Raw genomic sequence first — 18,034 nt, 5'->3', positions numbered from 1 at the left:
GCAGCCCACCGGCGGCCCCGTAAAGGAGAACCCTCATGACGACGAAAGCCAAATCTTCCGCTGCTGCCCTGGCCCTGGTGGCTGCCCTGGGGCTGGGCGCCAGCGGCGCCGCCCAGGCCGGACACGACGATGTGGATATTTTCTGGTCCATCGCCATGTCGCAACCCGGCATCCGTATCGGCGTGAGCAATGCACCGGCCGCCCCGGTGGTGGTGCACGCCCCGCGCCATGTGCATGGGCACCCCGTGTATGTGCCGCCCCGTGTGGTGTACGCGCCGCATCCGGTCTACCGGGTGCACCCGGGCTACCAGGGCCATGGCCACTGGAAGGACCGCGACGACCGCCGTGGCCATGATCGCCACGCCCGCTACGACCGGCATGACCGACATGACCGTTACGACCGACACGACGGTCGCGGCCAGGGTGGCGGCCACGGCCAGCGCCCCGGTGCAGAAAACCATATGGGAAATCGCCGATAAGCGGTACCATCTGATTGCGCCGCGGATCCTCCCCCGCGGCTGATCGTGCCCCGCACGGTCATTACACGGCGCTCTTCATGAGCGCCGTTTTTTATGGCGCCGCCGTTTGCTGGCCTACATGGCCTTGAACAGGTGGGCATAGAGCCGGCTGACCGCCAGGCGCTCGGCGCTGCCGCGCAGCTGCAGGCTCAGGCGGCCTGCTTCATCCCGCGTGACCTGCTCGATGGCGGCGGCGCGCACCACGGTGCCGCGGTGCACCTGCCAGAAGGCCTGGGCGTCGAGCTGGGGCAGCAGTTCGCGCAGCGGGGTGCGGATCAGGGCCTCCTGGCCGGGCGTGATGACACGCACGTATTTGTCGGCGGCTTCGAAATAGATCACTTCTTCCACCGGCACCAAACGGATGGCCGTGCCCACGCCGGCCTGGATGAGCTTGAGCGGCGTGGCCGCCGGTGCCGCGCCCGCGTTCAGCAGGCCGCGCAGCTGGGCCAGTGTTGCTTCAAAATTCATAGCGCCTTGTGACCGACCGGCCAGGGCCTGCTGTACGCGGACCACAGTTTTCTGGAGGCGGGCTGGCTCCACCGGCTTGAGCAGGTAGTCCACCGCCTGCGCCTCGAAGGCCTGCATGGCGTACTGGTCGTAGGCGGTGACGAAGACCAGGGCGGGGAAGGGCCGCGCATCGGGTCCATGCTGCGGCCATTCGTCGGCCAGGCGGGCGGCGGCGTCCAGGCCGCTGAGGGCGGGCATGCGCACGTCGAAGAAGAGCACGTCGGGCTGCTGCTGCAGGGTCTGCTGCACGGCGCTGGCACCGTCGCCGGCCACGGCCACGATGCGCAGTTCGGGCCAGGCGCGTGCCAGTTCGGCCTGCAGGGCCTGGGCCAGCAGGGGCTCGTCTTCGGCGATGAGGGCGCGGGGCGGGTTCATGCGGCGGGGAAGCTCAGGGTGACGATGGTGCCGCCGCCGGGCGGGGTGGCCAGGTCCAGCGCGGCCTGCGCGCCGTAGGTGCTGAGCAGGCGTTCGCGCACCTGGGCCAGGCCGAAGCCGGAGCCCGCGGGGGTGGCAGCGGTGTAGCCCATGCCGCTGTCGCTGACCACCAGGGTGAGCAGGGCGCCCTCGCGGCGGACGGACACGTGCAGGCTGCCGCCTTCCACCTTGGGCTCCAGGCCGTGCAGGATGCCGTTTTCCACCAGGGGCTGCAGCAGCAGGGCCGGCACGGGCTGGGTCGCCAGCTCGGGCGGCAGCTCCAGCGTGTAGCGCAGGCGCGGGCCCAAGCGCACGGCCATGAGTTCGAGGTAGTCGCGCAGGCGCTCGAACTCGGCCTGCAGGGTGTGGCTGGTGGCGCGCGAGGCGGCCAGCGTGGCGCGCAGGTAGGCAATGAGGCGGTCGAGCATGGCGATGGCGCGCGGCGGGTCGGTGGTGATGAGTGCACGCAGATTGGCCAGGGTGTTGAACAGCATGTGCGGCTCGAGCTGCGATTCGAGCAGGCGCAGCGTGGATTCGGCGGCCTGTCGCTGGGCAGCCTCGGCCTGGGCGCGGCTCTGGGCCAGCCGGGTGCGCGACACGAAGTAGTAGGTGACGGTGCCGCCGGCCACCAGCGAGACGAGCAGCATGCCGCTGGCGCGGCGCGTCTCGAACAGCCAGTAGCTGAGCAGGGAGTGGCCGGTGATCTCGCTGGCAATGCGACTGCCGACCAGGTAGGCGGCCAGCACCGACACCAGGGTAAGGACGGTCCAGCGCAGGGCGCTGCGGGTGTCGTCGCGGATGAAGATGCGCTTGCCGATCTCGATGAAGGCCCAGATGCACAGGCCGATGGCGTTGGCGTAGACCAGGTTGTGCCAGAGCAGGTCGCGCACGAAGAGCGTGAGCAGCAGGGCGATCACGAAGTTGACGCTGAGAACGATCAGCCCCGTGCGCAGCAGGTGCTGCGGCAGGGGGGTGGTCGTGCCGGGCTCGGTCATGGCGCAAGTATCCACGACTACCAGCGGTCGCGCGCCGCCAGCAGGCGCTTGCGCTCCTGGGCGACCAGGCGCTCGCGCAGGCGGTTGCCCGGCACGACGAGCCAGACGACGACCCCGTGGATGAGCAGGCCCAGGCCCCAGCCCAGCGCGGGGTACAGGGCCCAGTGGTGGGCCTGCCGCGCCGAGAGCAGGGCCAGCAGGAGGTTGACGGCGATGTACACGGTGGCGTGGAGGTACCAGCCGAGCTTGGCGCCGGCGATCCTGCGGGCCAGGCGGTCGATGTCGGCATCGGAGGTGGGGTGCATGGTGTTTCCTTGTGTTCGGGGTGATGGGATCAGGCCAGTGCCAGCCACTGTTTCCAGAGCAGCGTGCCCAGGTAGCGGTTGGGCAGCAGGGTGAAGCTGCCGGCCACGATGCAGGCGATGACGTAGGTGATGCGCATGACCCGGCGGTGGCCGGCGATGTCGCGCCGGGCCAGGTACCAGAAGGCGCCGAACAGCGCGAAGAAGACAACGGGGATCAGCAGGTGGATGGGCGTGTAGCCCTTGATGTTCACGATGGTGGTGCTGCGGATGAAGAGGGCGGAGATGGCGGTGACGACCATCAGCGTGACCCAGGCGTAGCCTAAGGCGCGGTGCAGGCGCGGGCGCTGTGTGCGGCCCAGGCGAGCCCACAGGGCGAAGGGGCCGATGACGGTGGCCGCCAGCGCGGCGCTGAGGTGGATCGCAATGGTGGGGGTCAATTCCAGGGCCATGGGGCTCTCCTTGGGTGTTCGGTGAGACGGACTGTGCGACGGCCCCGCCCGCCGGGCCAGCGCCGTGCGACGGATGACGCCGGGCGTGGCGCCAGATGCGGCCAGGCGGCGTGAACGGCGGGCGGGTTTGCCGCGTCTTTACACAGGCGACACCTGTCCACCGCACGGGCTATTGCCTTCTTCCTACAATGGACCACATGAAAAAGACATATGTGGCGGCGGGCGCCGTGGCCCTGGTGCTGCTGGCCGCCGGGGGCTGGTGGTGGACACAGCGCGGCGGCGGCACCGAGGTGCAGTACCGCATGGGCAAGATCGAGCGCGGGCCGCTGCAGTCGGCGGTGTCGGCCAGCGGTTCGGTGAGCCCGGTGACGCAGGTGACGGTGGGCACCCAGGTGTCGGGCCAGATCAAGGACCTGTACGTGGATTTCAACTCCGAGGTCAAGGCCGGCCAGCTGCTGGCCGTGATCGACCCCGAGACGTTCGAGTACCGCGTGCGCTCGGCCCAGGCCGACGTGGACGCCGCCCGTGCCGTGGTGCTGACGGCCCAGGCCAATGTGGTGGCCAGCCGCGCCCAGGTGTCGCGCGCGCAGACCGATCTGGCCGAGGCGCGCCGCACGCATGAGCGCAACCTGATGCTGGTGGGCAAGGGTTTCATCGCGCAGAGCGAAGCCGACAAGTCCAACGCCCTGGTCAACACCAGCAACGAATCCGTGAAGGCGGCCGAAGCCCAGCTCGGCGTGACCGACGCGCAGGTGAAAAGCGCGCAGGCCAGCGTGGCCCAGCGCGAAGCGGCGCTGGCGCAGGCCCGCATCGACCTGGCGCGCACGCGCATCACCTCGCCGGTGAACGGCATCGTGATCAAGCGCGCCATCGAAAAGGGGCAGACGGTGGCGGCCAGCCTGCAGGCGCCCGAACTCTTCATCATTGCGCGCAATCTGCGCGACATGCAGGTGGAAGCCAGCATCGACGAGGCCGACGTGGGCCGCATCCGCAACGGGCAGAAGGCCAGCTTCACGGTGGACGCCTTCCCGGGCCAGACCTTCGAGGGCGCAATCTCCCAGGTGCGCAAGGCCGCGGTCAATGTCTCCAATGTGGTGAGTTATGTGGCGGTGGTGACGTTTTCCAATACCGACGGCCGCCTGCTGCCGGGCATGACGGCCAATGTGCGCGTGGTAACCGACATGCGCGACAACGTGCTCAAGGTGCCCAACGCCGCGCTGCGTGTGCGCATCGCAGGGCTGGAGCCCGCGGCTGCGCCGGCGTCGGCGTCGGCGCCGATGGACGCGGCCTCGGCACCGGCCGCCGCACCTGCTGCGCCCGCAGCGGCCGGCGCGGCCAATGCCACGACGGAGTTCCGCAACCGCCTGGTGCGCGAACTGCAGCTGAACACGGCGCAGACGGAGAAGGTGGACGCCATCTACGCCAGCGCGCGACCGAAGTTCATGGCGCTGCGCGAACTGCCCGAGGCCGATCGCAGCAAGGCGCGCGAGCGCATCACCGCCGACATCCGCGCGCGCATCGCCGAGGCGCTGACGCCCGAACAGAAGCAGCGTTACGCGGCGCTGCAGGCCGAGCTGGCGGGCCGCACCATCACCCGCGGGCGCATCCACGTGCTGGGTTCCGACGGCAAGCCGAAGGCGCTGAACGTGCGCCTGGGCATCACCGACGGCAGCCAGACCGAGCTGATCGTGGGGCCCAACTCGCCGGAAGCGGCCGAGCTGAAAGAGGGCGCCAGCGTGATTACCGGCACGGTGACGGCCGGCAGCGCGCAGCGCCCGGCCAATACCGGCCCGCGGATGATGTTCTGACATGGCGCTGATCGAAGCGCGTGGTCTGAGCAAGACCTACACCATGGGCAACACCACCGTGCACGCGCTGCGCGAGGTGTCGCTGGACATCGCCGAGGGCGAGTTCGTGGCCATCATGGGCGCTTCCGGCTCGGGCAAGTCCACGCTGATGAACATCCTGGGCTGCCTGGACCAGCCCAGCGCCGGCCAGTACCACCTGGCCGGTGAGGCGGTGGAGGGCATGGCGCCGGAGCAACTGGCTTCCATCCGCAACCGGCGCATCGGTTTTGTCTTCCAGCAGTTCAACCTGCTGCCGCGCACCAGCGCGCAGGAGAACGTGGAGCTGCCCATGGTCTATGCGGGCGTGAAGTCCGCGGACCGCAAGGCGCGGGCGCTGGCCGCGCTGCAGACCGTGGGCCTGGGCGAGCGCTGGCAGCACACGCCGTCTGAACTCTCGGGCGGGCAGCAGCAGCGCGTGGCGATAGCGCGCGCGCTGGTGAACAACCCGCAGCTGATCCTGGCCGACGAGCCCACGGGCGCGCTGGACACCAAAACGAGCGAAGACATCATGCGCATCCTCTCGGGCCTGAACGCCCGGGGCATGACGGTGGTGATCGTGACGCACGAGGCCGACATCGCGGCCTGGGCGCGCCGGCGCCTGGTGTTCCGTGACGGGCAGATCGTGGAGGACGTGCGCCAGCCCGGACACAGGGCTGAAACGCCGGCGGAGGCCCAGGCATGAACTGGTTCGCCGCCTTCCGCACGGCCTGGCGCGCGCTGGCTGCCAACACGCTGCGCAGCATCCTGACCATGCTGGGCATCATCATCGGCGTGGCCGCGGTGATCACCATGATCGCCGTGGGCAGCGGCGCCACCGAGCGCGTGCAGGAACAGATGAAGGGCCTGGGCTCCAATGTGATGCTGGTGCTGCCGGGCAGCCTGAGCGCGGCCGGCGTGCGCCAGGCGGCGCAGACGCGTTCACGCTTCACGGAAGAGGACGCCGAAGCGATTGCCATCGAGATTCCCGAGGTGCAGGCCTCGGCGCCGTCCTCGCGCACCACGGCGCAGGCGGTGGCGCAGAACGCCAACTGGAACACCAATATCTTTGGCACCACCAACGACTACCTGGAGGTGCGCGACTGGTCGCTGGAGAGCGGGCGCCTGTTCGAGGCGGCCGAGCAGTCGGGCTCGGCCAAGGTGGCCTGGCTGGGGCAGACGGTGGCGCGCGAGCTTTTCGGCGAGGAGGATCCGATCGACCAGGTGATCCGCGTGCGTGGCACGCCCTTCACCGTGATCGGGGTGCTGGCGCGCAAGGGCCAGAACAGCATGGGCCAGGACCAGGACGATGTGGTGATCATGCCCATGTCCACCTTCCGCAACCGCATCTGGAACGCGGGCGGCAATGTGCGCCGCATCTGGACCATCCACGTGAAAGTGCGTGAGGGCCAGAGCATGAAGCTGGCCGAGGAGAGCGTGCGCGAACTGCTGCGCCAGCGCCTCAAGGTGCCGCCGGGTGGCGACGACACCTTCAGCGTGCGCAACCTGTCGGAGATCCTGGCGGCGCAGGAGGAGGCCAGCCGCATCATGACGCTGCTGCTGGCGGCGGTGGCCGGCATCAGCCTGGTGATCGGCGGCATCGGCATCATGAACATCATGCTGGTCAGCGTGACCGAGCGCACGCGCGAGATCGGCCTGCGCATGGCGGTGGGCGCGCGCCCGCAGGACATCCTGGCGCAGTTCCTGATCGAGGCGGTGACACTCTCGCTCTTCGGCGGCGCCCTGGGCGTGCTGCTGGGCGGTCTGGCGACCTGGGGCGTGGGCGTGCTGGCCGGCTGGAACGTGAACATGTCCCTGGGTGCCATCGTGCTGGCCGTGGGCTTCTCGGCCCTGGTGGGTGTGTTCTTCGGCTTCTACCCGGCACGACGGGCTTCCAGGCTGCTGCCGATCCAGGCGCTGCGCTACGAGTAAGGCAGCCACAGGCGTCCGGTAGACTTTGCCCTGTCTCCATGGGGCCGCCAGAGCGGCCCCGCTCACGTTCGCCCCCCACTGCATCGCCTTGAAACCCCGCATGTCTTCCTTCCGCTGTCGCCGGCTGTGGCCGCTTGTCTTCGTGCTGGCCGCCTGGCTGGCGCTGCCCGTGCGGGCCGCCTGGCTGGCGCTGCCCGTGCGGGCCGCCGGACCGGTGGACGTGACGGCCCTGCCGGCGGGGTCGTTGACGCTGACGCCTTTTGTTGCGCTGCTGGAAGATCCGTCAGCCTCGCTGACACTGCAGGATGTGCAGGCGCCCGCGCAGGCGCAGCGTTTCCAGGCGCAGGAGACGCAGGCGGCGGCGCTGGCCCTGGGGTTCACCCGCTCGGCCTACTGGATGCGGCTGACCCTGCGCAATCCGGGCGAGGTGCCGCTGGAGCGCATGCTGGTCGTGGACAACCCGCGCATCTCCCATGTGCATGCCTATTTGCCAGAGGGACGGGGCGTTTACCGCAGCATCCTCACGGGCAGCGACACCTCTTTTGAAACCCGCGTCTACCGCAACCGGTCCTTTGTGTTTCCGCTCACGCTGCCGGCCGGTGCCGAGGCGGTGGTCTATCTGCGCGTGCAGTCCACCATCGGCCTGCTGGTGCCGGTACAGCTCTGGAGCCCGGAGGCCTTTCACGCCCACGAACGCAGCGACTACAGCCGGCAGGCCTGGTACTTCGGCATTGCCACGGCGATGTTCCTGTTCAACCTGATGCTCTTCGCCGCCCTGCGCGACCGGGTCTACGGGCTCTACCTGGCCTTTCTGGCCTTTGCAGTGGCCACGGTGGGCACAAAAAACGGCTTGGCAGGGGAGTTCCTCTGGGCGGGCAACGGGCTCGGCTCCAACGTGGCTTACTGGAGCTGCGCCTCGCTGGCGCTGGCCACCTTGCTGCTCTTCACGCGGCGCATGCTGGACACCCCGCGGATCCTGCCGCGTACCGACCGCGCCCTGCTGGGCCTGGTGTTGTTCTACCTGTGCACCTTGCCGGTCTACATGCTGGCGCTGCAGTCGGTGGCCCGTGCGGCCATTCTGCTCAACTTCCTGACGGTGCCTGTGATCCTGGGCGTGGCGATTGCCGCCGCCGTGAAACGCCAGCGCAGCGCCTATTTCTTCCTGGTCGCCTTTGCCCTGCTCATGCTCGGCGGCGCCGTGACCACGCTGCGCGCCATGGGGGTGCTGCCGACCAATGCCTTCACGGTGGACGGCCTGCAGCTGGGCTCGGCATTGGACATGCTGTTGTTGGCCTTTGCCCTGGCCGACCGTTACAACACCTTGCGCCGCGAGAAGGGCAAGGCGCAGAAAGCCTTGCTGGAGACGCAGCAACAGCTGGTGGAGACGCTGCGCAGTTCGGAGCGTGAGCTCGAACTGCGCGTCGACCAGCGCACCGAGGAGTTGCAGGTCCTCAACCGCAGGCTCGCGGCGCTCAGCCTCACCGACGACCTGACGGGCATTGCCAACCGCCGCCGCTTCGAGGAAGTGCTGGCGCAGGAATGGCGGCGCGCCCAGCGCCAGGGACAGCCGCTGGCGCTGGCCATGGTGGACGTGGACTGGTTCAAGGATTACAACGACCACTACGGCCACCCGGCCGGTGACGAGTGCCTGCGCCACATTGCCCGTGCGCTGGCCGACCTGGTGGGGCGCAGCGGCGATCTGGTGGCGCGTCATGGCGGCGAGGAGTTCGTGTTCCTGGCCCCGGTCACCGATGCGGCCGGCGCGCTGGGCATGGCCAGCCGGGTGGTGCAGGCGGTGCATGCCCTGGCCCTGCCGCACGCGCAGTCCCCGCTGGGGCGCGTGACGATCAGCATAGGGGTGGCCTGCGTGTTGCCCGGACCGCATGATGTGCCCGAGGCCCTGCTGCGCAGCGCCGATGCGGCGCTCTACCAGGCCAAGGCACAAGGGCGCAACCGGGCCGAACTCGCGCCGGCTTCGGGCGCTTGAGCCGCTGTGCCAGGCGGCCATCTGGCAAGACCCTACTGCCCTTGAACATATTGATACAGGGCCTGTGGCAGGTCGCGGCAGAATAGGCCTGTTTGCAGATGAGGAAATCAAAGTGCCAAGGTTCAGACCCAGCGGCTGCGGATTCGAGCAGTCCATGCAGCAAGTCCAGCGAGTGGAGGACTTCCGCCAATTGCTCCAGGTTATCTCTTCGTATGTAGGCCGCAAGGTCAACCCCGAGGAGATCAAGATGGATCCCTATGGCATGGACCCGCGCAACCGATGGGACACCTGGGCGGTGATCCTGGTGGACGTCGGCCCGATCGGTTTCACCAACGCCTGCCTGGACCCGAACTTCAGCCCGGAACAGAGCCAGTTCTCGGGGCTCGCGTCGCTGTAAGCACGGGGCTCTTTTTTGCCGGCCTGGGGGCGCCCCATCATCGAGGATGCGGGGTGCCAGCGATAATCCACGGTCTTCAATGGAGTCCCCGTGGATATCACCCTGCTGATCAAGGCCGCCCTGATGGGCATCGTCGAAGGCCTGACCGAATTTCTCCCCATTTCCAGCACCGGCCACCTGATCCTGGCCGGCGCGTTGCTGGGCTTCGATGACGAGAAGGCCAAGGTCTTCGACATCGCCATCCAGACCGGCGCCATCTTCGCGGTGATCCTGGTCTACTGGCAGAAGCTGCGCGCCACCGTGGTAGCCCTGCCCACCAGCCGGCAGGCGCAGCAGTTCACGCTCAATGTGCTGATCGCCTTCTTCCCCGCCGTGCTGCTGGGCCTGCTGGCGGGCAAGGCCATCAAGGCGCACCTGTTCACGGCCGAGGTGGTGGCCACCACCTTCATCATCGGTGGTTTCATCATCCTGTGGGCCGAGAAGCGCCAGGCGCGCGCCGAGACCGCGCCGCGCATCCTCGATGTGGAGCAGATGGGCTGGCAGGACGCGCTCAAGCTGGGCCTGGTGCAGTGCCTGGCCATGATTCCGGGCACCAGCCGCAGCGGCGCCACCATCATCGGCGGCATGCTGCTGGGCCTCTCCCGCAAGGCGGCGACCGACTTCTCCTTCTACCTGGCCATCCCCACGCTGATCGGCGCCGGCGCTTACAGCCTCTACAAGGAACGCGCGCTGCTCTCGATGGCCGACCTGCCCATGTTCGGCGTGGGCCTGCTGTTTTCCTTCATCAGCGCCTGGCTCTGCGTGCGCTGGCTGCTGCGTTTCATCTCCACGCACAGCTTCAACGGCTTTGCCTGGTACCGCATCGTCTTTGGCATCGTGGTGTTGGCCACGGCCTGGAGCGGTGCGGTGCGCTGGAGCGCCTGAGCCCCGGGCCCTGATGCAAAAGGCCGCAATTGCGGCCTTTTTTACGCGTTGTGGTTCTTGAGTTCGCGCACGCGCTGCAGGTTCAGCAGCGCGGCCTCGATGGCGGCCGCCGTGGTGATGGGCTGCTCCATGGGGAAGAGGTGCGAGCCGTCGAGCATGCTGATGCGGCCCTTGGTCACCTTCTCGGTCATGGCCATGCCCACCTGCTTCATCTCCACCGAATGGCGCCCGCCGATGAAGGCGGCCGGGCACTTGAGCGGGTGGCGCCTGAGCAGGCTGTCGAGGTGGTCGGGAATGGTGTTGTAGATGGCGGTCTCGACCTCGCGCGTGAAACTCAGCACGCGCTTGCCGTCTTCGTCGTGCATGCCGTGCTCCACGTAGTCGCGCAGCACCTGCTCATCCCAGTGGGCGAAGGCCTTCTTGTGGCGCAGGTGTTCGAAGGCGGTGTCGACGTCCGGCCAGCTGTTGCGCCGCGCCTTGCTGATGGCGCCGGGCGAGACGGCGCCGATGAGCTGGGTGCGTTTGGCCACGTTCACGCTGGTGGCGCGCCAGCCGCCCAGGATGGGCGAGTCGATCAGCAGCACGCCGCAGGCGAGTTCCGGGTGGCGCGCGGCGGCCATCAGGCTGAGGAAGCCGCCCAGCGAGTGGCCGACCAGGAAGGCCGGCTCACCGCTCTTGTTCACTTCGGCGCTGGCGAAATCGGCCAGCTGCTGCACCAGGTGCGGCCAGTTGCTGGTGACGGGGTAACGCTCGTCGTGGCCGAACTTGTCGATGGCCTTGACCTTGAAGCCGCGGCGGCGCAGCTCGGCGAAGAGCACGCGGTAGGTGCTGGCCGGGAAACTGTTGGCGTGGGAAAAGACGATGGGGGGCAGGTGGGAGTTCATTTGCGGGTCGCCAGTTTCTTCAGCGCGTAGAGCGCATCGAGCGCGTCGCGCGGGCTCAGTTCGTCGGGGTTGATCTCGGCCAGGTGCGATTCGACGGCGCTCGCCGTAGCTTGCTCCTGCACCGGCGGAGGTGCAAACAGGTCGACCTGGGCCTGGCTTTCGGAGGCGGAAGTTTCCAAGGCGGCCAGCGCATGGCGCGCATGGTTGACCACAGCCGCAGGCATGCCGGCCAGGCGTGCGACCTGGATGCCGTAGCTGCGGCTGGCCGGACCCTGCTGGATCTCGTGCAGGAAGACGATGTCGTGGCCCGACTCGGTGGCGCTCACGTGCACGTTGACGGCGGCGTGGTGCTTCGCGGGAAATTCCGTCAGCTCGAAGTAGTGCGTGGCGAAGAGCGTGTAGGCCTGGGTCTTGTCGTGCAGCTGGGTGGCGATGGCGCCGGCCAGGGCCAGGCCGTCGAAGGTGGAGGTGCCGCGACCGATCTCGTCCATGAGTACCAGGGACAAGGGCGTGGCGGCGTGCAGGATCTGCGCGGCCTCGGTCATCTCCAGCATGAAGGTGGACTGGGCGTTGGCCAGGTCGTCGGCGGCGCCGATGCGGGTGTGGATGGCGTCGATGGGCCCCAGGCGGCAGGCACTGGCGGGGACGTAGGAGCCCATGGAGGCGAGCAGCACGATGAGGGCGACCTGACGCATGTACGTCGACTTACCGCCCATGTTCGGGCCGGTGATGATCTGCATGCGCTGCTTCGGACCCAGGCGCGTGTCATTGGCGATGAAGGCGCCGGAACTCGTTTCGGCCAGGCGGGCCTGCACCACGGGGTGGCGGCCGGCCGTGATCTCGATGCAGGGTTCGGCCGCGAAAACGGGTACGCACCACTCCAGCGTGAGCGAGCGTTCGGTCAGCGTGCACAACACGTCCAGCGTGGCCAGGGCCCGTGCGGTGCGCGTGAGGGCGGGGATGTGCGGCGCCAGCTGGTCCAGCAGCTGTTCATACAGCCATTTCTCTCGCGCCAGGGCGCGCTCCTGTGCACTGAGGGCCTTGTCTTCGAAAGCTTTCAGTTCGGGCGTGATGAAGCGCTCGGCGTTCTTGAGCGTCTGGCGGCGGCGGTAGTCCTCGGGCACGCGGTCCAGGTTGCTGCTGGTGATCTCGATGTAGAAGCCGTGCACCTTGTTGAACTGCACACGCAGGTTCGTGATGCCGGTGCGGGCGCGTTCGCGGGTCTCCAGTTCCAGCAGGAAACCGTCGCAGTTGGTCTGGATGGCGCGCAGCTCGTCGAGCTCCGCGTCCAGGCCGTCGTTGATGACACCACCGTCGCGCACCAGGGCGGCCGGCTCGGGCAGGATGGCGCGGGCCAGCAGCTCGGCGCAACCCGCGGGCGGTAGCAGCTGTTGTGACACTTGCGCCAGCAGGCCGGCCTGGCCCTGCAGAACCGGCGCCAGCTGCTCCGTTTTTTGTAGCGTCTGCTGCAGGGCGACGAGTTCGCGCGGGCGCACCTGGCGCAGGGCGATGCGGGCGGTGATGCGCTCCACGTCGCTGCAGCCTTTCAGCTGCTCGCGCAATTTTTGCCAGGGTCCGCCGCGCAGGGCGGTCAGGGCGTCCAGACGCTGCTGCGCCGGGGCCCGGTCGCGCGCGGGCTCCAGCAGCCAGCTTTTGAGCAGGCGGCTGCCCATGCCGGTCATGCAGGTGTCGAGCAGGGAGAAGAGGGTGGGGCTGTCCTCGCCGCGCAGGGTCTGTACCAGTTCGAGGTTGCGGCGCGTGGTCTGCGGCAGGTCGATCAGCTGGTCGTTGCGTTGCACACGCAGGTTGTGCACGTGGCTTAAAGCGCGGCCCTGGGTGTGCTCGGCATAGGCCAGCAGGGCGGCTGCGGCGGCGTGGGCCTGGGGCAGCTCCTGCGCGCCCCAGCTGGCCAGGCTGGCAGCCTTAAGCTGTTCCAGCAACTTGTTCTGGCCCAGGGCACTGTCGAACTGCCATTCGGGACGCAGGGCCAGGGCCACGCTGGTGTTTTGTTTGAGTGCCAACAGGCGCTGCTCGAAAGCGGGCGTGCAACCCGCGCTGTAGATCAGCTCGCCCGGGGCGATGCGCGCCAGCCATTCAGGCAATTCATCCGGGCTGCATTCGGCCAGGTTCACCTCGCCTTGCGTGACGCTGAGCCAGGCCAGGCCCAGGGTGTTGCGCGGGCCCTGGTGCACGGCCAGCAGCAGGGATTCGCTCTTGTCGCTCAGCAGCGCCGAATCGGTCAGCGTGCCGGGCGTGACGACGCGCACCACCTTGCGCTCCACCGGGCCCTTGGCCGTGGCCACGTCGCCCACCTGCTCGCAGATGGCGACCGATTCACCGAGCTTGATGAGGCGGGCCAGGTAGGTCTCGACCGAATGGAAGGGCACGCCGGCCATGACCACGGGCTGGCCGCCCGACTGGCCGCGTTGGGTGAGGGTGATGTCGAGCAGGCGCGCAGCCTTTTCGGCGTCGGCGTAGAACAGTTCGTAGAAATCACCCATGCGGTAGAACAGCAGGGTCTGCGGGTACCCGGCCTTCAGGCCGAGGTACTGCTGCATCATGGGGGTGTGGAGGGCGACCGGATCTGACATCCCGGGGAGTCTATCAATAGCCGATGTGCGGTCCGCTGCGGGGGACCGGCGCGTGCTCACAGCTGCTGCTCAAGGCTACACTGTGGCGGCGCAAAACATGCAAGTGTTCATTCACATACGGGTGGGGGTTTTATGGGCTTGAGACTCAAATTCAATCTGGTGCTGATCGCGGTTTTCCTGATCGGTTTTGCCGCCACGGGCTGGATCTCGCGCCAGCTGCTGCAGGAAAACGCCCGCGACGAGGTGATCCGCAACGCCCGCCTGATGATGGACACCGCGCTGTCGGTGCGCGCCTACACGGTGGACCAGGTCAAGCCGCACCTGGACGAGAAGCTGATCGAGGTCTTCCTGCCGCAGACGGTGCCGGCCTATGCCGCGACCGAGACCATGGCCGCGGTGCAGAAGAAATACCCGGGTTACGGCTACAAGGAAGCCACGCTGAACCCCACCAACCCGCGCAACCGGGTGACGGACTGGGAGGCCGACATCGTGCAGCAGTTCCGCCAGGACAAGGGCACGCTGGAGCTGATCTCCGAGCGCAGCGGCGCCACCGGCCGGCTGCTCTACATCGCCAAGCCCATCCAGATCAGCAATGCCGCCTGCCTGGCCTGCCACAGCGTGCCCGCTGCCGCCCCGGCGAGCATGATCAAGCTCTACGGCGAGGCCAACGGTTTCGGCTGGAAACACAACGAGATCATCGGCGCCCAGGTGGTGACGGTGCCGATGGAGGTGCCCATCCTCAACGCCGACCGCGCGCTCAAGACCTTCCTGATCTCGCTGGCCGGCGTGTTCGGGCTGGTCTTCGTGGTGCTCAACCTGATGCTGAGCTGGCTGATCGTGCGTCCGATCCGCAAGATGTCGCAGGCGGCCGACCAGGTGAGCACGGGCAACTTCGACGTGCCGGAGTTCGACGAGCGCGGACGGGACGAGGTGGCGGTGCTGGGCGGCGCCTTCAACCGCATGCGTCGCAGCCTGGACAAGGCCATGCAGATGATCGAACGGGGCGAGTGAGCCCTGCGCGCGATGCCGACATGAGCGTTGATGTGAACACCGGGGATGAGGCAGCGGGTACGGCGGGCCGCGCCTCGGACGTGGCCGCGCTGGAGCCCGGCCATACCATCTACGAGTACCGCATCGACAAGGTGCTGGGCGGTGGCGGTTTCGGCATCACCTACCTGGCGCAGGACGTGAATCTGCAGCTGCCGGTGGCCATCAAGGAGTATTTCCCGGCCAATGTGGCGGTGCGCGCCGAGGGCCGCACGGTGCGTGTGCGCTCGGAAGAGGGCAGCGAGCGCTTCAACTGGGGCCTGGACCGTTTCGTCGACGAGGCGCGTGCCCTGGCTTCCTTCCGCCACCCCAACATCGTGCGGGTGCTGCGCTACTTCAAGGAAAACGGCACCGCCTACATCGTGATGGATTACGAGTCGGGGGACCCGCTCAAGCACTGGGCTGCGCGCCAGCGCAGCCTGGACCAGGCCGCCCTGCTGCAGCTGGTCTACCCCCTGCTCGACGGCCTGGAGGCGGTGCACAAGCTCAACTTCCTGCACCGCGACATCAAACCCGACAACATCTACATCCGCGCCGACGGCAGCCCGGTGCTGCTGGACTTCGGCGCCGCGCGCCGGGTCAGCAGCGACCACGACATGACCAATATCGTGAGCCCCGGCTTCGCGCCTTTCGAGCAGTACCACAGCAAGGGCAACCAGGGCCCGTGGACGGACCTGTACTCGCTGGGCGCGGTGCTGTACTGGCTGACCACGGGGCGCAAGCCGCTGGAAGCGGCCGCGCGGGTGCGCGACGATGCCATGCCCAGGGCCGTGGACCTGGCCAGCCCGGTGGTCTTCGGCCTGCCGCTGCTGCAGGCCATCGACTGGGCCCTGAGTCCGCACGAGAAGGACCGCCCGCAGAACGTGGCCGCGCTGCGCGAGGCGCTGCGCCAGTCGGCGTTCGCGCCGACCGAACTCAGGACGCAGCTGCACACGCAAATCCACACCCAGATCCAGACCCAGGTGATGGACGAGCGGCGCAGCGCCTCGCGCACGGGCGGCGATGAGCATTCGCGCAAGAACGTGATGGGCACCATCATGTTCCTGGACCTGGTGGCCTATTCGACCCGCAGCGTGGACCAGCAGGTGGCGCTCAAGACCCAGTTCAACGAACTCGTGAGCAAGGCCATCGACGGCGTGGAGGCCTCCTCGCGCATCATGCTGGACACGGGCGACGGCGCGGCCATCTGCTTCCTGGGTGACCCGGAGGAGGCGCTGGTCTCGGCCCAGCTGCTGCGCGACCTGATGCGGCAGAAGTACAACGAGAAGCTGTCCATGCGCGTGGGCCTGCACCTGGGGCCGCTGCGCCTGCTCAAGGACATCAACGACCGCGTCAACGTGGTGGGCGACGGCATCAACGTGGCGCAGCGCATCATGGATTTTTCCACCGCGAACCAGATCATGGTCTCGCGCGCCTATTTCGACGTGATCTCCCGCATCAGCGACGGTGCCGAGGAGCTGTTCGAGTTCCTCGGCGAGCGCTACGACAAGCACGAGCGCGCCCACGAGGTCTACCGCCTGCTGGACCAGCGCGGGGCCCGCCTGAGCCCGGGCAACGACGAAGCCACCACCCTGCTGATGGCCGACGTGGTGCCGATCGAGGCGCAGGAGGTGCAGGCCATCGAGGCCGAACTGGCCAAGGCCATCGGCCCGCTGGCGCATGTGCTGATGAAAAAGAGCGTGGCGCGTGCGGCCGATGCCCAGGGCCTGCGCGAGCTGCTCTCGGTCTCCATCCAGGACCCGGCCACGCGCGAAGCCTTTGTGCTGGGCCGCCACAGCAGCCGCACGGGCCCGAGCACCACCCTGCCGCCCGGCGGCCGCAGCAGCCCCTCGGTGCGCAGCCAGCCCCTGAGCCGTCCCCTGTCGCAGCCGATCACGCGTCCGCACTCCGGCCACGGCAGCAGCAGCCGCACCAGTGCGAGTGGTGTGCCAAACTTCGAGCCGGCGCAGCTGGAGCCGCTGGAGCGCGCGCTGAGCCAGCACATCGGGCCGCTGGCCCGCACACTGGTGCGGCGCGAGGCCTCGAAGCAGACCGAGTGGGGTGCCTTGCTGCAGGCCCTGGCCCAGCAGATCGACAAGCCCGAGGACCGCCAGCGTTTCCTGGCCGCGGCAGGCAGGGCCCCGCGATGAAACGTTCGCGAACTCAGGGTTCGAGTTCGCGCACCCCCAGATAGATGCTCAGGAAATCCTGTCCGTGGCGGTCGGTGCCGGCCGCCACATGGCCCAGGGGCAGAGCTGCGTGCGCCTGCAGATGCGCTTCCAGTACCGGCGCGGGCACGCCCAGCACGGCCCCGAGTTCGCGCAACAGCGGCGCGGCGTCTTCGAGCCGCAGACCGGTCTTGTAGAGATTGATGTCGCAGGACTGGCGCGCATTGCCGGCCTCACGTGCTTCCAGATAGAGCATGGGGGCGCCGGGCGCGCGGGTGCTGCCGCGCTGCACCAGTGCATTGGCCGTGCCCAGGGCCAGGCTGTGCCGGCCCGGGGGATGCAGGGCCTGGATGCGTTTGACGATGTCGTAAGCCGTCAGCTGGGGCTGCACGTGGTACTCGGCTTGCGCATAGGCCTCGCCCTGTGCCTGCCACTTGATACCGTAGTGCAGCAGCTGTGGCTCGGGGCCCAGGGTGCCCGCCTGCATGCGCGCGCGGATGGGCTCCCAGAACTCCAGGTAGGCCTTGAAGAGCACCTGGCCTTCTTCCGCCTCGATGCTCAGGCCCACGGTATTGGCCAGGGGTGCGCGTTCTCGCAATGCGTCGGCGGCTGGTGCGGGCAGGCCGTGGGTCTGCTCCAGCCAGGCGATGAAACGCAGCGGCGCGAAGTCGCGCGCCTGCCAGCCCAGCAGCAAGCGGTCGTCGAGCAGCCGGCCGGGCAGCAGCTTGAACGAAAGCTCCTGCCCATACGGCAAGCCCAGATCACCGGCCTGTTGCAGCAGTTTTTGAGAGGTGTTGGTTTTTTTTGTCACGTTTCTAACAATTGGCAAAACTTTTACACACTTTGTTACAGACGTATGACGGAATGAGTACAAGGAATCCTGGGGATAAGGACAGGACTCGCTACCGTTCGTCGGTTGCTCCATTCTGCACCGTGAAGAATTGCGCGAAAAGCTTGTGTCGGCAGAAGTCAGTCCCAATAATCGCCCGAGCTAGAGGTAACAGTTCGTATCCATTTGTGACCTGCGGGTCGCGTGCGCACTGCTCTGCCTCAAAGGAGGAGCCATGTTGCAGTCCCTGCGCGCGCTATCCCATGCACTGGTGCCTACGCGGCT

At 67.9% G+C, this 18,034-nt stretch carries 16 protein-coding genes; 9 read left to right on the top strand and 7 right to left on the bottom strand.

The annotated features are described in order from the left end of the window. Positions 1-35: 35 nt before the first annotated feature. Complete coding sequence (locus tag HTY51_RS11150; protein ID WP_174252808.1) at positions 36-479, top strand: hypothetical protein; 444 nt, start codon at positions 36-38, stop codon at positions 477-479. Between the two features lie 114 nt (positions 480-593). On the opposite strand, the gene HTY51_RS11145 is transcribed toward HTY51_RS11150, so the two are convergent. The 4 genes from HTY51_RS11145 to HTY51_RS11130 are packed head-to-tail and all read right to left on the bottom strand — an operon-like array spanning position 594 to position 3,182. Next, positions 594-1,400, bottom strand: coding sequence for a LytTR family DNA-binding domain-containing protein (locus HTY51_RS11145; protein WP_174252807.1), 807 nt, complete (start codon positions 1,398-1,400; stop codon positions 594-596). Beyond that, the gene (locus HTY51_RS11140; protein WP_174252806.1) at positions 1,397-2,434 is read right to left on the bottom strand and encodes a sensor histidine kinase; all 1,038 of its coding nucleotides are present in this window, start codon (positions 2,432-2,434) and stop codon (positions 1,397-1,399) included. The genes HTY51_RS11145 and HTY51_RS11140 overlap by 4 nt, the downstream gene beginning before the upstream one ends. Positions 2,435-2,451: 17 nt before the next feature. Continuing rightward, on the bottom strand, positions 2,452-2,739 hold the full coding sequence (locus HTY51_RS11135) for a 2TM domain-containing protein (protein WP_174252805.1): 288 nt from the start codon (positions 2,737-2,739) through the stop codon (positions 2,452-2,454). A gap of 29 nt (positions 2,740-2,768) precedes the next feature. Next, positions 2,769-3,182 carry a DUF2306 domain-containing protein gene (locus HTY51_RS11130; RefSeq protein ID WP_174254250.1) on the bottom strand — a complete coding sequence of 138 codons (414 nt, stop codon included), beginning with the start codon at positions 3,180-3,182 and terminating at the stop codon, positions 2,769-2,771. A 203-nt stretch (positions 3,183-3,385) separates the two neighbouring features. On the opposite strand from HTY51_RS11130, the gene HTY51_RS11125 reads away from it, so the two are divergent. The 6 genes from HTY51_RS11125 to HTY51_RS11100 all read left to right on the top strand — a co-directional run bounded on the left by HTY51_RS11125 (position 3,386) and on the right by HTY51_RS11100 (position 10,251). Beyond that, a complete protein-coding gene (locus tag HTY51_RS11125) occupies positions 3,386-4,996 on the top strand; it encodes an efflux RND transporter periplasmic adaptor subunit (RefSeq protein ID WP_174252804.1) in 1,611 nt (536 codons plus the stop codon). Position 4,997: 1 nt separating this feature from the next. Then, complete coding sequence (locus HTY51_RS11120) at positions 4,998-5,717, top strand: ABC transporter ATP-binding protein (protein WP_305791368.1); 720 nt, start codon at positions 4,998-5,000, stop codon at positions 5,715-5,717. Next, complete coding sequence (locus tag HTY51_RS11115) at positions 5,714-6,943, top strand: ABC transporter permease (protein ID WP_174252803.1); 1,230 nt, start codon at positions 5,714-5,716, stop codon at positions 6,941-6,943. Before HTY51_RS11120 ends, HTY51_RS11115 begins: the two co-directional genes overlap by 4 nt. A gap of 100 nt (positions 6,944-7,043) precedes the next feature. Then, positions 7,044-8,930 carry a diguanylate cyclase gene (locus HTY51_RS11110; protein WP_174252802.1) on the top strand — a complete coding sequence of 629 codons (1,887 nt, stop codon included), beginning with the start codon at positions 7,044-7,046 and terminating at the stop codon, positions 8,928-8,930. A gap of 154 nt (positions 8,931-9,084) precedes the next feature. Then, positions 9,085-9,327 carry a hypothetical protein gene (locus tag HTY51_RS11105; protein ID WP_174252801.1) on the top strand — a complete coding sequence of 81 codons (243 nt, stop codon included), beginning with the start codon at positions 9,085-9,087 and terminating at the stop codon, positions 9,325-9,327. A 90-nt stretch (positions 9,328-9,417) separates the two neighbouring features. Then, the gene (locus HTY51_RS11100) at positions 9,418-10,251 is read left to right on the top strand and encodes an undecaprenyl-diphosphate phosphatase (protein ID WP_174252800.1); all 834 of its coding nucleotides are present in this window, start codon (positions 9,418-9,420) and stop codon (positions 10,249-10,251) included. A gap of 41 nt (positions 10,252-10,292) precedes the next feature. On the opposite strand, the gene HTY51_RS11095 is transcribed toward HTY51_RS11100, so the two are convergent. Then, positions 10,293-11,135, bottom strand: a complete 843-nt coding sequence (locus HTY51_RS11095) for an alpha/beta fold hydrolase (protein WP_254606862.1) — start codon at positions 11,133-11,135, stop codon at positions 10,293-10,295. Beyond that, positions 11,132-13,726: a DNA mismatch repair protein MutS gene (gene mutS / locus HTY51_RS11090; RefSeq protein ID WP_254606861.1), complete on the bottom strand. Its 2,595-nt coding sequence runs from the start codon at positions 13,724-13,726 to the stop codon at positions 11,132-11,134. Before mutS ends, HTY51_RS11095 begins: the two co-directional genes overlap by 4 nt. 132 nt (positions 13,727-13,858) lie before the next feature. Here mutS and HTY51_RS11085 point away from each other — a divergent pair, with 132 nt between their 5' ends. Next, positions 13,859-14,737 (top strand): DUF3365 domain-containing protein, encoded by an 879-nt coding sequence (locus HTY51_RS11085; RefSeq protein ID WP_174252799.1) that lies wholly within the window; start codon positions 13,859-13,861, stop codon positions 14,735-14,737. A 20-nt stretch (positions 14,738-14,757) separates the two neighbouring features. Then, positions 14,758-16,902, top strand: coding sequence for a protein kinase (locus HTY51_RS11080; protein ID WP_174252798.1), 2,145 nt, complete (start codon positions 14,758-14,760; stop codon positions 16,900-16,902). A 13-nt stretch (positions 16,903-16,915) separates the two neighbouring features. On the opposite strand, the gene HTY51_RS11075 is transcribed toward HTY51_RS11080, so the two are convergent. After that, on the bottom strand, positions 16,916-17,731 hold the full coding sequence (locus HTY51_RS11075) for a hypothetical protein (RefSeq protein WP_174252797.1): 816 nt from the start codon (positions 17,729-17,731) through the stop codon (positions 16,916-16,918). Positions 17,732-18,034: the final 303 nt, after the last annotated feature.

Origin of the sequence: Rhodoferax sp. BAB1, from assembly GCF_013334205.1 — a bacterium.
Lineage (GTDB): Bacteria > Pseudomonadota > Gammaproteobacteria > Burkholderiales > Burkholderiaceae_C > Hylemonella.
This window is presented reverse-complemented; position numbering and strand designations above follow the sequence as displayed.

Bases quoted from the DNA above. Each gene is read 5' to 3' on its own strand.
- HTY51_RS11085 (WP_174252799.1), top strand. From the start codon at position 13,859: ATGGGCTTGAGACTCAAATTCAATCTGGTGCTGATCGCGGTTTTCCTG.
- HTY51_RS11080 (WP_174252798.1), top strand. From the start codon at position 14,758: ATGAGCGTTGATGTGAACACCGGGGATGAGGCAGCGGGTACGGCGGGC.
- HTY51_RS11115 (WP_174252803.1), top strand. From the start codon at position 5,714: ATGAACTGGTTCGCCGCCTTCCGCACGGCCTGGCGCGCGCTGGCTGCC.
- HTY51_RS11140 (WP_174252806.1), bottom strand. From the start codon at position 2,434: ATGACCGAGCCCGGCACGACCACCCCCCTGCCGCAGCACCTGCTGCGC.
- HTY51_RS11125 (WP_174252804.1), top strand. From the start codon at position 3,386: ATGAAAAAGACATATGTGGCGGCGGGCGCCGTGGCCCTGGTGCTGCTG.
- HTY51_RS11150 (WP_174252808.1), top strand. From the start codon at position 36: ATGACGACGAAAGCCAAATCTTCCGCTGCTGCCCTGGCCCTGGTGGCT.
- HTY51_RS11120 (WP_305791368.1), top strand. From the start codon at position 4,998: ATGGCGCTGATCGAAGCGCGTGGTCTGAGCAAGACCTACACCATGGGC.
- HTY51_RS11105 (WP_174252801.1), top strand. From the start codon at position 9,085: ATGCAGCAAGTCCAGCGAGTGGAGGACTTCCGCCAATTGCTCCAGGTT.
- HTY51_RS11135 (WP_174252805.1), bottom strand. From the start codon at position 2,739: ATGCACCCCACCTCCGATGCCGACATCGACCGCCTGGCCCGCAGGATC.
- mutS (WP_254606861.1), bottom strand. From the start codon at position 13,726: ATGTCAGATCCGGTCGCCCTCCACACCCCCATGATGCAGCAGTACCTC.
- HTY51_RS11145 (WP_174252807.1), bottom strand. From the start codon at position 1,400: ATGAACCCGCCCCGCGCCCTCATCGCCGAAGACGAGCCCCTGCTGGCC.
- HTY51_RS11095 (WP_254606862.1), bottom strand. From the start codon at position 11,135: ATGAACTCCCACCTGCCCCCCATCGTCTTTTCCCACGCCAACAGTTTC.
- HTY51_RS11110 (WP_174252802.1), top strand. From the start codon at position 7,044: ATGTCTTCCTTCCGCTGTCGCCGGCTGTGGCCGCTTGTCTTCGTGCTG.